Annotated in this window: 12 protein-coding genes; 1 reads left to right on the forward strand and 11 read right to left on the reverse strand. The window is 66.5% G+C overall.

Translation table 11 applies throughout. The features are described 5' to 3' along the window. The first annotated feature begins 157 nt into the window (after nucleotides 1-157). Complete coding sequence (locus ACIQ0W_RS00160) at nucleotides 158-340, forward strand: hypothetical protein (protein ID WP_396640902.1); 183 nt, start codon at nucleotides 158-160, stop codon at nucleotides 338-340. A 6-nt stretch (nucleotides 341-346) separates the two neighbouring features. On the opposite strand, the gene ACIQ0W_RS00165 is transcribed toward ACIQ0W_RS00160, so the two are convergent. From ACIQ0W_RS00165 to ACIQ0W_RS00215, 11 genes are all read right to left on the reverse strand, one after another. Then, nucleotides 347-1,813 carry a glyceraldehyde-3-phosphate dehydrogenase gene (locus ACIQ0W_RS00165; RefSeq protein ID WP_396640903.1) on the reverse strand — a complete coding sequence of 489 codons (1,467 nt, stop codon included), beginning with the start codon at nucleotides 1,811-1,813 and terminating at the stop codon, nucleotides 347-349. A 363-nt stretch (nucleotides 1,814-2,176) separates the two neighbouring features. Next, a complete protein-coding gene (locus ACIQ0W_RS00170; protein ID WP_396640904.1) occupies nucleotides 2,177-3,553 on the reverse strand; it encodes an NtaA/DmoA family FMN-dependent monooxygenase in 1,377 nt (458 codons plus the stop codon). A 10-nt stretch (nucleotides 3,554-3,563) separates the two neighbouring features. Then, on the reverse strand, nucleotides 3,564-4,958 hold the full coding sequence (locus ACIQ0W_RS00175) for an NtaA/DmoA family FMN-dependent monooxygenase (RefSeq protein WP_396640905.1): 1,395 nt from the start codon (nucleotides 4,956-4,958) through the stop codon (nucleotides 3,564-3,566). Between the two features lie 139 nt (nucleotides 4,959-5,097). After that, complete coding sequence (locus ACIQ0W_RS00180; protein ID WP_396640906.1) at nucleotides 5,098-5,694, reverse strand: TetR/AcrR family transcriptional regulator; 597 nt, start codon at nucleotides 5,692-5,694, stop codon at nucleotides 5,098-5,100. Nucleotides 5,695-5,751: 57 nt separating this feature from the next. After that, nucleotides 5,752-7,143, reverse strand: a complete 1,392-nt coding sequence (locus ACIQ0W_RS00185; RefSeq protein WP_396640907.1) for an NtaA/DmoA family FMN-dependent monooxygenase — start codon at nucleotides 7,141-7,143, stop codon at nucleotides 5,752-5,754. Then, nucleotides 7,140-8,156, reverse strand: a complete 1,017-nt coding sequence (gene add / locus ACIQ0W_RS00190; protein WP_396640908.1) for an adenosine deaminase — start codon at nucleotides 8,154-8,156, stop codon at nucleotides 7,140-7,142. Before add ends, ACIQ0W_RS00185 begins: the two co-directional genes overlap by 4 nt. 78 nt (nucleotides 8,157-8,234) lie before the next feature. After that, entirely contained in the window at nucleotides 8,235-9,308 is a 1,074-nt protein-coding gene (locus ACIQ0W_RS00195; protein ID WP_396640909.1) for an ABC transporter substrate-binding protein, read from the reverse strand. A gap of 131 nt (nucleotides 9,309-9,439) precedes the next feature. Further along, nucleotides 9,440-10,195, reverse strand: coding sequence for an ABC transporter permease (locus ACIQ0W_RS00200; protein WP_396640910.1), 756 nt, complete (start codon nucleotides 10,193-10,195; stop codon nucleotides 9,440-9,442). Further along, entirely contained in the window at nucleotides 10,192-10,947 is a 756-nt protein-coding gene (locus ACIQ0W_RS00205; protein WP_396640911.1) for an ABC transporter permease, read from the reverse strand. The genes ACIQ0W_RS00200 and ACIQ0W_RS00205 overlap by 4 nt, the downstream gene beginning before the upstream one ends. Next, nucleotides 10,944-11,816: an ABC transporter ATP-binding protein gene (locus ACIQ0W_RS00210; RefSeq protein ID WP_396640912.1), complete on the reverse strand. Its 873-nt coding sequence runs from the start codon at nucleotides 11,814-11,816 to the stop codon at nucleotides 10,944-10,946. Before ACIQ0W_RS00210 ends, ACIQ0W_RS00205 begins: the two co-directional genes overlap by 4 nt. A 178-nt stretch (nucleotides 11,817-11,994) precedes the next feature. Continuing rightward, nucleotides 11,995-12,477 (reverse strand): pyridoxamine 5'-phosphate oxidase family protein, encoded by a 483-nt coding sequence (locus ACIQ0W_RS00215; RefSeq protein ID WP_396640913.1) that lies wholly within the window; start codon nucleotides 12,475-12,477, stop codon nucleotides 11,995-11,997. Nucleotides 12,478-12,592: the final 115 nt, after the last annotated feature.

Genomic DNA, 12,592 nt, shown 5'->3' on the forward strand with positions numbered 1-12,592 from the left:
AGCGTAGGCGCGTGATGACGAAACCCGCAGACCGTTGACAACTCATCCTCCACAACACTCTGTCAACCCCGATGCGTTCCGCACCGAGACCGGGTTCGCTGGATGCATACGGTGATCAGCCGTGATCCACAACCGCCACTTCCGACGAGGAGAACTCATGTCGAACGATGCAGGCAACACCCCCACGAGCCTCGGCCAGGACGGCAGCGGCAATCCGGACACGGACCGGGCCTACCTTCAGGATGAGCCTCCTGTGCAGGTCGATCCGGATGCACCCACCGCGCCCGCCGAGACCGACGGAGACGAGCCCGGGACGGATGCCGACGCGGCTCGCAGCTGACAGGCTCTAGCCGGTCGTAGCCAGTCGCACGTCCACGCGCGTCGGGACCACCACCGGGTGCGTTCCCGCGATCTTCTCCAGGACGCGCACGACCTGGCAGGAGTATCCGTACTCGTTGTCGTACCAGACGTAGAGCACCATGTTCGTGCCGTCGGCGATCGTCGCGAGCCCGTCGACGATGCCCGCGCGATGCGACCCCACGAAGTCCGTCGAGACGATCTCGGGAGACTCGACGTAGTCGATCTGCTGCCGCAGCTTCGAGTGCAGCGAGACCCGACGCAGGTAGTCGTTTACCTCGTCCTTGGTCGCCGGGCGTTCGAGCGTGAGGTTCAGGATGGCGAGCGAGACGTCCGGCGTCGGGACGCGGATGCTGCTGCCCGTGAGCTTCCCGGCGAGTTCGGGTAGCGCCTTTGCGACGGCCTTGGCCGCACCGGTCTCGGTGATGACCATGTTGAGCACCGCCGAGCGCCCGCGCCGATCGCCCTTGTGGAAGTTGTCGGTGAGATTCTGATCGTTCGTGAACGAGTGCACCGTCTCGACATGACCGCGGACGACGCCGTAGGCCTCATCGATCGCCTTCAGCACGGGTGTGATCGCATTGGTCGTGCACGAAGCGGCGGAGAGGATGCGGTCCTCGGGCGTGATGTCGGCGTCGTTGATGCCGTGGACGATGTTCTTCAGCGGCGTCTTTCCCGGGGCGGTCAGCAGGACGCGCGCGACGCCGGGGCTCCGCAGATGCTGCGACAGGCCCTCTTCGTCCCTCCAGCGACCGGTGTTGTCGACGACGACCGCGTCCCGGATGCCGTACGCCGTGTAATCCGTCGCGGCGGGATCGCTGGAGTAGATCACCTGGATGCGGGTGCCGTTGGCGACGATCACATCGTTCACTTCATCGACCTCGACCGTGCCCGGGAACGAACCGTGCACCGAATCGCGGCTCAAGAGGCTCGCGCGCTTGATGAGGTCGTTGTCGGATCCCCGCCGCACGACGATTGCACGCAGACGCAGACCGTGACCGTTGCCCGCGTGGCTGATCAGGATACGAGCGAGGAGTCGACCGATGCGCCCGAATCCGTAGAGCACGACGTCCGTGCTGCGTTCGGCGTCATGGACCTCCATGCCGTCGAACGCCGCCCGCACGTGCGCCTCGACATCTACGCCCGTCCCGGCTTCACGCAGCGAGAGTGCGAGCCGCGCGACATCGACCGAGGCAGGACCGGGTCGAATCGCCAGGAGCGCCTTCAGCACGGCGTCCGTCTGCTCGAGCGTGAGTTCTTCGTGGCCGAGCTGACGGGCCCGCTCTTGAGCTTCGATCACCCCGATCGCCGACAGGTTGATGATGCGGTGACCGTGCACCGAGGTGACGATCCCGTGGTCGCGATACAGACGCCCGATCTGCGGGATCAGGCGCTCGGCGAGTTCTTCGCGTGCCACCCAGTCATCGCGATGTGCGTCGTAGTCGATCGTGGACACGGCGGAACCTCCAACGTTGCGGGTGCTCCCGGCCACGGGTCGTCGATGCGAATCCCCGGCGAGCACAGATCCCTCGACTCTATCCGCTGTATCCGGGGTACTCATCGATCCCCCTGACGCCCCTGTCAACCCTGGAGCGGGATCTTCCACGGATGCCTAAGCTTCACCGCGACGAAGGGAACACCATGACGGAAGACCGCGATCTCGAGAATGCGTCGGACGCCGAGAACGACGAGGCGACGCAGAAGCCGGGCGGACTCGGCAAGGACGGCACGATCCCCGATTCCCCGGCGGCGTCGGCGAGGGACACACGGGTACCAGCTCGACGTTCGAGCCCGAAGAGGACGAGCAGGCTGACGACGCCTAGACGAGCACTCCCGTTCGCCGGAAGGCGGCACCCGGGTGCGAATCGGGCAACCGGACGCAACCCTCCCCGAACAGATGCTCGCGGAGGGTGGCGCCCGGCAACTCGTCCTTGATGACACCGCGACGGCGCAGCTCGGGCATGACCTTCTCGAAGAACATGTCGTGGCTGCCGTCGGGGTCGGGCTGGACGAGAAAACCGTCGGCATCGGTCCCTTCGATGAGCGCCAGGGCCTGGTCGACTGCCTGCTCGACAGTCCCGAGGAAGGGCTTGCCCATGACGCCGTTGGCGCGGAACTCCTCGAGGATCTCCCGCACGGTCGGGGCATCCGGACCGAGGAATCGCTCGACGTTCGTTCGCCCGTTGTCGGTCTTCGCCGTGCTCGCGGGCATCGGCTGGTCGAGATCGAACGACAGCAGGTCGACGCCCGTGAAGTAGGCGTACGTGGCCGCCGCGTACTCGAGAGAAATACCCGCAATCTGGGCCTCGTGCGCGGCGCGTGCCTCCTCCTCCGACTCGGCGATGCGGAAGGTCCCGGCGATCAGACACTTGATCGCGTCGCGACCGCGGCCCTTCGCCTCGGCACGGAGGCGGATGTCGGCGATCTGCTCGGCCAGCGCTTTCGACTCGGCCGCGAGGAATACCGCCTCGGCGTACGTCGCCGCGAGCTCTCGCCCCGCGCTGGACGCGCCCGCTTGGAACAGCGTCGGGGTGACCTGCGGGCTCGGCGGCGTGACGAGCACGCCTTTCGACGAGAAGAACGGGCCGTCGTGGATGATTTCGTGCACCTTTGCAGGGTCTGCCCAGATCCCCGTCGCGCTGTCGCGGATGAGGGCGTCGTCGTCCCAGCATCCTTCCCACAGCTTCAGCGAGAGCTGCACGTGATCGTCGGCCAGCGCATACCGGTCATCGTGTGGCATCAGCGGCTCGCCGAACAGCAGCGCGGACCCGGCCTGCGCCGAACCCGTGACGATGTTCCACCCCATGCGGCCCTTCGAGAAGTGGTCAAGGCTGCGATACTGGCGCGCCACCATGGGCGGCCTCTCGACCATCGTGGACACCGTCGTGACGAGCCCCAGGTTTTTCGTCGCGGCCGCCAACGCCGACATCAGCATCTGCGAGTCGACGGTCGAGAACTGCACGTTCCGCTCGATCGCCGTCGGGATGACGGTGTCGTTCAGCGTCGGGTAGCCGTACGAGTCCGCGAGGAACAGGAAGTCCGCACCCGCCGCCTCGCACTTGCGCGCAAGCTCGGTCCAGTACTCGAGGTCAGTGTAGTTCGGCTCATCCTCGCGGCCCGACATCGCCCAGGTCTGTCGCGCACGACCGTTCTGGAACATGCCGATCGCCAGCTTCTTGGTCGTGATTCGCGTCATGATTCGCTCCTTACGCGGTGGCCGGTGATTTAGCGCTTGCGACGTCGCGTCGGTAGGCCGCCCCGGGATGCTCGGGCGCAAGGTGCGGCGTGCCGGTTCCGAGCAGCCGCTCGCGCAGCGTCATAGCGGGAAGGTCGGTAGCCACGAGACCGCGTGCACGCAGCTCGGGCATCACGAGATCGATGAAGCTGTCGAAGGTGCCCGTGTGATCGGGCTGGACGAGGAATCCGTCGGCGTCGGTCGCCTCGATCACGGCCTGTGCCTGGTCGACGACCTCCGCGGCGTCACCGATGAACGGGGCGCCCATCACGCTGTTGCGCTGGAACTCCTCGAGGATCTCGCGGACCGTCGGCGCGTCGGGACCAAGGAAGCGCTCGACGTTCGTGCGACCCGTCTGGGTGAGGGCCGCTTCGACGTCGAGCGGCTTGTCGGGATCCATGACGGACAGATCGAGCCCCGTGAAGAAGGCGTACGAAGCGGCCGCGTCCTCGAGCGACCGCGTGCCCGTTTGGCGCGCGCGCAGGGCGTGGGCTTCGGCCTCCGTCTCGGCGACGACGAACGTGCCGGCGATCAGGCACTTGATCGAGCGCGGATCGCGGCCGTACTCCTCGGCGCGGCGACGGATATCGGCGATCTGGGCGGTGAGCGCCGGCACCTCCGCGGCGAGGAAGACGGCTTCGGCGTACTTGGCCGCCAGGTCGCGACCGGGAACGGATGCGCCGGCCTGAAACAGCATGGGTGTCCGCTGCGGTCCCGGCGGAACCGTGAGCAGGCCCTTTGCATCGAAGTGCGGACCGTGGTGTTCGATCTCACGAACCTTGTCGGGGTCGGCGAAGATCCCGGCTTCCCGGTCGATCACGAGGCCGTCTGCGTCCCAGCATCCCTCCCACAGTTTGAGGGAGAGGTCGACGTGATCCGCCGCGATCTCGTAGCGCTTGTCGTGCTCGGTCATCGGCAAGCCGAACAGGCGTGCGGACGCGTTCTGACCGGCGCCGGTCACGATGTTCCAGCCGATGCGTCCGTTCGTCATGTGGTCGAGCGTTGCCATCTTGCGGGCGACCATCGGGGGTTTCTCGACCGTGGTCGACAGCGTGGTGACCAGGCCGAGCCGTTCCGTCACGGCGGCGAGCGCGGGCAGGATCATCGTGGGGTCGGCTTTCGGGAACTGCACGCCGCCGCGTAGCGCCGTCGCCGGGATGCCGTCTCCGACGACCGGGTAGCCGTAGTCGTCGGCGAAGAACAGGAAGTCGACGCCCGCCTCTTCGCATCGTCGGGCCATCGTCAGCCAGTGGTTCAGGTCGAGGAAGTCGGTTGCGGTGTTCTCGGGCAGCTTCCACGCGCCCATGAGTCCCGCGCACTGGAACATTCCGATCTTCCATGGCTGCTTCGTGCTTTCGGAACCCATGTCTTCGCCTCTCGCCACTGACGGGGATGAAATGAACTGAACTGAACAGTTCAAAGCTAGGGCGTGATTGTTTCGACCGTGTCACCGTCCCGAAAAACCTGGACGACCACGCGAGGTGGCGAAGCGGCGAACCGACTCGTCAGGCGGAGGGCACGGAAGCCGGCGCGAGGGCAGCTGCAGCTGCGAGATCCCGAATGGCGTCGCGGTAGGCCGAACGAAGCTGAGCGGGATCCACGCCCGACAGCAGCAGAAACTGCAGGCCCCGAAGGAGCGCGATGATCCGGGTCGCGCCGGACAGCGCGTCCTCGGGTGAGAAGCCATCCGCCACGAGCGTGTCGCGAACCTCTTCGATCCACTCCCGACCGACGCGCTCGATGAAGTCCCCCCACTCGTCCGGATCTCGCATGGCGATGCCGAACCGCTGGAAGAACAGTCGGACGTACGGCCGACTGTCGGGGTCGGCGAGATCGTCCCACGCTGTGAGCAAGCGCTGCTCGAGATCCCCCGGCTGGCTCAGTCGGGCGAACATGTCACGCAACCGCGGGAAGCTGTCGAACGCGACGAGCGCGGCCTCGCCGATCAGCTCCTGCTTCGAGCCGAAGTAGTAGAGCAGCATGCGATTGTTCGAGCCGATCGCACGCGAGATAGCGCTCAGGCTGAGATCGATGACCCCATCGCGCAGGATGAGGTCGACGACCAAGCCGAGCAGGCGCTGTCGCTCCGGCGTGTTCTCCACCCGGCTCATCTTACGGGCGGCGGCTTGAAGGCCCGTCGGGTGCGGCTCAGCCCGCCGTCACGGGGGATGCGATGACGGGGTGGCCGCACCCAGTCGGTCGTGGCCCGAGATCTCCGAGAGCCGGGCGCGGAGCGTGTTGCCCGCCTCACCATCGCGGAGCCGTCCGCGTTCGCGCAGGATCGGCAGAACCCAGCGCCCGAAGTCCTCGAGATCATGGGGCGGGAAGACCGGCTCGATCAGAAAGCCATCGAGGTCGGTCGCCGAGATCAGCGCCTCGATCTGATCCGCCACCTGCACCGGACTTCCGACGATGCGGAAGCCCCGCGTCCCCCGGCCGCGCAACTGATCGAGGATTTGCCGCACGGTAGGCGCACCATTGCCCTCGGCGTCTCCGAGGAAGCGCTCGATGTTGCTCGTACCCATCTGTCCGATCGGCCCACCCGCATCCAGCACTTGGTGCAGAGTCTTGTCGGCATCGAGCGCGAGTAGATCGATGCCCGTATTGCCTGCGTACAGCGACGCCACGATCTCGTCAGTCTGCATCGCATCGAATTCGGCTTCGTATCGCAACGCATCGGCTTCGGTTTCGCCGACGAAGACGGTCAGACCGCACATCAGTGTGATGGCCTCGGGGTCGCGCCCGGCCTCGCCCGCGAGCCGGCGGATATCGGCCACCGCCACGGCGGTCCGCGCCGGGGTCGTCGCCTGCACGAACACGCACTCGGCGTTCGCGGCGGCGAAAGCCCGGCCGGCCGGCGACGTGCCGGCCTGGAACAGCACCGGCGTGCGCTGGGGCGAGGGGGGCGCCCCGTAGTAGCCCCGCGACCGGTAGTGCGCTCCGTCGTAGGTGACGCGGTGCACTCCGTCGCGCCTCGCGAAGATGCCCGTCGCGGGATCGCCGACGAACGCGTCGTCATCCCACGCGGTTTCCCAGAAGCGGGCGGCGAGTTCGACATACTCCGCCGCCATCTCGTACCGGGTGTCGTGCGGCACCATGCTGTCGTGACCGAACACGTCGGCGATGGCGTTCTGCGATGCCCCGGTCACGATGTTCCAGCCGATGCGCCCACCGGTCAGGTGATCGAGGGTCGAGAATCGACGGGCAAGCTGCACCGGATGGTCCAGGCCCGTCGACTGCGTGACAACGAAGCCGAGCCGGTCGGTGTGCTGGGCGAGGATCGGGATCAGGTAGTCCGGATCCAGGCTGGGGAAGTTGATGGCCTTCTCGGTCGCCACATGGGGCAGATCACCGTCGATCAGCGGATACCCGTACCCGCCGGCGAAGAAGAGGAAATCGAAGCCCGTGTCTTCGAGGATCCGAGCCATCCGGATCCAGTACGTCGGGTCGAGGTACGACAGGCCCTCGCTGCGGGGGTGCGCCCAGCTGTACGTGCCGCCCACCTGAGGACCCATGACCTCGAAGACACCGAAGTGGAGTGTCTTGCTCATGCCGCCAGCCACCCGTCGATCGCGGCCTTCGCAGCGGCCTTGACGTCCGCGGGTGCGAGCGTCGTCTCGATCGAGGTCCACGCGCACGCGGCGAGTTGCTCGTCGCTCATGCCGAGGCTCGAGCGGCACAGTTCGTACTCGGCCAGGATGTCGGGGCCGAACAAGATGGGGTCATCGGCGTTGATCGAGCACCGGACCCCCGCGTCCAGCAAGACCGTCAGGGGGTGCTCGCCGATCTCGGCCACCACGTCGAGAAGTACGTTCGAGGTCGGGCACACATCGAGCGGAATGCCGCGCTCAGCAAGCAGGGCCACCAGCTCCGGATCCTCGACCGCCCGCACGCCGTGCAGGATCCGATCGGCCCCGAGGATGTCGATCGCTTCCCAGACGGACTCCGGTCCCACCAGCTCGCCGGCATGCGGTGTCGACTGCAGACCCGCCGCCCGCCCGATCGCGAAGGCCTCGGCGAAGTCGGCGCAGGGGAAGCCGCGTTCGTCCGCGGCGAGCCCGAGCGAGACGACCCCGTCACCGGCGAAACGCGCCGCGGCACGAGCGACCTCGATGGCGTTCTCGAGCCCGGCGGTGCGATCGATCGTCGGCATGAAGCCGAACGCGACGCCGTGGGTCGCTGAAGCGGAGCGCGCGAGGTCGAGCATCTCGGCGAGTGATGCCTCGAGCGATCCGTACCGCTCGGCGTAGAAGCGGGGACTCACCCCGAGCTCGAGATAGGCGACGCCCTCCGCCGCCTGATCCTCGAAGATCTGGTCCATCAGGATTCCGAGGTGGTCGGGATGATCCATGGCCGCCAGAAGACCGCGGTACGTCTCGCTGAACGCGGTGAACCCCGAGAACCCGCTCGTCACGACGGGTTCGATCCCGAGCGCACCCGACAGGTCGACGAGCGTGCCCGGCCGCATGGCCGCCTCCATATGGAGGTGCAGGTGTCCCTTGGGGAGAGCTTGCAGATCTCTGACGGTGGCGGCATCGGGGGTGAGGGACTCGGTGAGGGTCATGCGTTTCTCTTTCGCTATCGACGTGATCGGGGTGGCGGACGGGGCTCGGGATGAACTCCCGAGCCCCGTCTCACGGGTCTATTCGAGGCTGGCGTGGGCCGCCTCGAGGTAACTCATGTCGATGTAGTCGTTCGGGTCGGGAAGGTCTGTGTAGCCGGCCGCTTCGAGGCCGGGGTACATCACCTCGAGCATCAACTCAGGGTCCATCCAGAACAGCGGGTCGCCGTACTCCCCCACGACCAACGGCTGCTGCAGTTCGTTCTCGCGGGTCTGCTGCACGATGTCGAGGCCGAGATCGGCGCCGTACTCGTCGACCGACAGCTGGGCTCCGACGGCGAAGTCCTCACCGTTCTCCTCCCAGCCCCGGATCGATGCCCGCAAGAAGCCTTCCATCAGATCGCCGTTCTCTTCGATGTACGCGGAGTCGCCGTAGACCACGTTGCCGTAAAGGGGCATGCCGAGTTCGGCATAGAGGGTCACGACGTAATCGTCGGGCGAGAGTCCGTACTGCTCCTCGAGCATGATCGGCTGGTTGGTCGCGTAGGCCGTGTACGCGACGCCCTGGCCATCCACGAGCGGGGCGATGTCGTAGCCGACCGGGATGAACTCGTAGTCGGGCTCGAGACCCGCGAGCGCGAAGACGGCATCATAGTTGATCTGGGTCCCCTCCTGGCCGAGCACCGTCTTTCCGACCATGTCTTCGGCGGAGGTGACGGGATCGTCCGCGAGCGACACGAGCGCGCCGGGGCTCTCCTGGAACAGTGCGCCGATCGCGGTCCAATCGTTTCCGTCCGCGAAGGTCTGCAGCCAGGATTGCGTGCCGGGCACGATGCCGAGGTCGGCATCGCCCGCGGCGACGGTCGCCATGGTGGTGGGCGCGTTCGGTCCGCCGCCGATCCACTCGACCTCAATGCCTTCTTCGGCGTAGTAGCCCTCGGCATCCGCGATCCAGAACCCACCCCACTCCACGTTCTTGATCCATCCGAGTGAGACCCGGATGGTAGTGAGCTCCTCCCCGACTTCGGTACTCTCGGCGTCACCCGCCGCGCCCGCGCAGCCGGCGAGCGCCAGCGACGCGACGAGCGCGAACGAGGATGCGGTCAAGATGCGCTTGCGGCGCTGTGGTGCGGCGGCTGACAGACGGTGCGACATGTGGCTCCTTGTGTGGGTTGGGGCATCTGGTCGGGCGATTATCGGGTCGTATCGACTGCTTTTCGGCAAGGCTCCCGCCACGGTTGCGCCCCTGCGCAACCTCGGTAGGAATGGATCAGGGATCGGATGGATCAGGTGACGCGCGCGTCCACGCGACGCTCGAGCACGCGCGCACCGAGGAACACCAGCACGGACGCGATGGTGGCGATGAGGGCGGTGCCCCAGGCGCGCTCCATGTTCATGTAGCTGCGCGACTCGGAGAACAGGGCGCCGAGTCCATTGGTACCCATGAGGAATTCGGCGAGCATGGCCGCCAGCACCGCGGTTGGAGCGGTGATGCGCACCGAGATCATGAGGTTCGGCAGCGCATGGAGAATGCCGAGGCGTCCGAGTACCTGCAGCTTGTTGGCACCCATGACCCGGAACAGATCGGCTCCGGCTTCGGGAATCGAGGCCAGACCCGACAACGTGAAGACGAAGGCGGGGAAGAAGCAGATCAGCGCGGTCGAGGTGATCACGGCCGCGTCGCCGTAGCCGACGATCCGGGCGATGATCGGGATCAGCGCGGTAATCGGAACGGAGCGGATGACGAGGGCCGTCGGTGTCACGACGCCCGACAACGCAGCGGACCACCACACCGCTATACCGGCGACGAAACCGATGAGCGTGCCGCCGATCAGTCCCCCGAGTGACACCCCGAGGGTGTAGAGCACGGAGGGTAGGTAGTCACCGAAACCCGCCGTGAGGTCGGTGATGACGCTCCACGGTCGAGGAGCGACGGTCGACGTGTAGTCGTTGACCACGATCCAGAGGTCCCAGGCGATCAGGATCAGTGCAATCGGCCAGAGGTGCAGGAGGCCCACACCGAACGCACGCAGCCGGCTCATGCGAATCTCCGCACCGCGACACGCTGCAGCTGGACGAAGAGAAGGTATGCCGCGAGCGACATGATGGTCGCCGCCAGTGCCGCCGACCAGAGCAGGGCCATTTGGTAGTTCTGCATGGCACTGACGAGCACCAGCCCCAACCCCATCGGGGCTCCGAACCATTCGCCGATCGTCGCCCCGAGCACGGCGGCGGGGGCAGCGAGCGTCAGTCCGTCGAAGAAGGCCGGAATCGCCTGCGGCACTTCGAGACGCGCGAGGCGCTGGACGCGCTGGGAACCCAGCACGGTGAAGACATCTTCGTGTGCGGCGCTCGTGTGAGCGAAGCCCGACGTCATCGTGACGAACATGACGAACCCGACGCTCAGCGCCGCGATCACCATCGGCGTATCCTCGCGGCCGACGGTCGTGATCAGAAGCGGCGCCAAGGCGATGGTCGGTACCGCGTGCAGGATGGCCGCGAAACGATCGAATCCCGGACGCAGCAGCGGGACGACGAGCGCAAGCGCCGCTCCGATCACGGCAACGGCGACGCCGAGGACGAACCCTTGGGCGGCGGCCGAGAGCGTGACGAGTGCGTTCCGCCACACAAGGCTCGCGCCGGCCGGCGTCGAGACGTACGCCACGACATCCGTCAACGGGGGCCACGCCCTACCCGCAAGCTGAAACTGTCCGATGAGTTCGGCGCCCAGGATCAGCAGCACACTGCCGATAACTCCGTAGATGACTTTGGTGGATCTGCGGGTGGGCTTCACGCCGCGGCGCTTTCGCTGGCATCGAGGAGCGACGTGAGCTCGTCGACGAGGGCATGGAATTCGGGAGAGCGCGTGGTCTCGGCATCGCGGGGGCGGGGGAAGTCGACCTTCTTCACTTCGCGGACCTGCCCGGGGCGTCCGGTCATCACGATGATCCGATCGGCGAGGATGAGCGCCTCGTCGACATCGTGGGTCACGAGGATGGAGGTGATCTTCTCCTCGCCCCAGATGCGCGCGAGCTCGGCGTTCATCCGTCGACGTGTCACGGCATCGAGGGCGCCGAAGGGTTCGTCCAGCAGAAGCAGATCCGGGCTCAAGACGAGGGCGCGTGCGATGGACACACGCTGGCGCATGCCGCCCGAGAGCTGCTTGGGCCGCGCCTTCTCGAAACCGCTCAGCCCGACGAGCTCGATGAGTCCGTCGACCCGGACGTCGTCGACCTTCCGGCCGGCGACCTTGTAGGGCAGCGCGATGTTCGATCGCACGGAGGCCCAGGGCAGCAGGGCGTGCTCCTGAAACGCGACGCCGAGCCGGTGCTGCTTCGCCAACTGGCGCGGCTCCGCACCGAAGATCTCGACGGTTCCGTTCGTCGGCTCGTCGAGCCCTGCCGCGAGGCGCAGGACCGTCGACTTGCCACACCCGGATGGACCGATGATGGCCACGAACTCGCCCTCTTCGATCTCGATGTCGACCTGTGCCAGGGCCTGCAACTGCTTGCCCCGGCCCAGCGAGAAGATCTTGTCCGCCCCACGGATCGACACCGCCGTCTTCGAGCCTGGAGCGACGCCGAGATCCGTGGTCGAGCGTGTCCGAGTGGCGGCGGAGCGTGCAGTAGCGGTGGGTGCGGTGACGAGTGCAGCAGAGGCCATGGAGGGATCCGTCCGGTCGAGAACTTCCAGATCGAGCCACTCGTACGCCTGCTGCTCCGCCCGAGTGAATTGGTTAGTTCAACCGTAGGAACGTCCTGTTTCGGCCAGGTGACGCGATCGTGCGGACCTTGTTACGTTCTCGCCGCATCGGCATCCGTCCGCCGCCCCACTTACGACGTCAGAGGTCGAACTTCTCGTTGTCCGCCTTGAACTGTTCTCCCGTGACCTTGCTCTTCACGAGCGAGATCAGAGTGGCGACCTTGCCACCGGGGCTGTCCCAGTACTCACCGCTGAGAGCGTCGACCTTGAGCAGTACGACGTTCGGGTCTTCGGGGCCGTCGGGGAACCACGCACCGACGGCGGGGTTCCACAGGTCGCGCAGCTTGGCCAGGTCGTCCACCACGATCGCGGTACCCGCGAGCGAAACCCACGAGTCGTTCGAGCTGAACGAGACGCCCACGCTCGGGTTGCGCGCGATGTCCTCGACCGCCGACGCATCCTTCCCGATGATGAACCAGAGGTCACCGTCGAACTCCGCCTCTTGCACGGTCAGCGGGTGCGCCGTGAGCTTGTCTTCCGCGGTGCGTGTCGTGAGCATCGCGAAACGGAACTTCTTCAGCAGTTCACCCAGCTTGTCGAGCTCGGACGGTGAAGCGGTCATGATGCGGCCTTCCTTCGCGAGGAACCCCCCTGCGGGGTTCGTTCGGAACAGTCAAGCGCAGAGGCCTCGTAACGGATGGGGCGTTGACAGCGGCGGCCAACGTGCTATCCAGGGC

The organism is Microbacterium sp. (genome assembly GCF_044340635.1).
Taxonomy (GTDB): Bacteria; Actinomycetota; Actinomycetes; order Actinomycetales; family Microbacteriaceae; genus Microbacterium.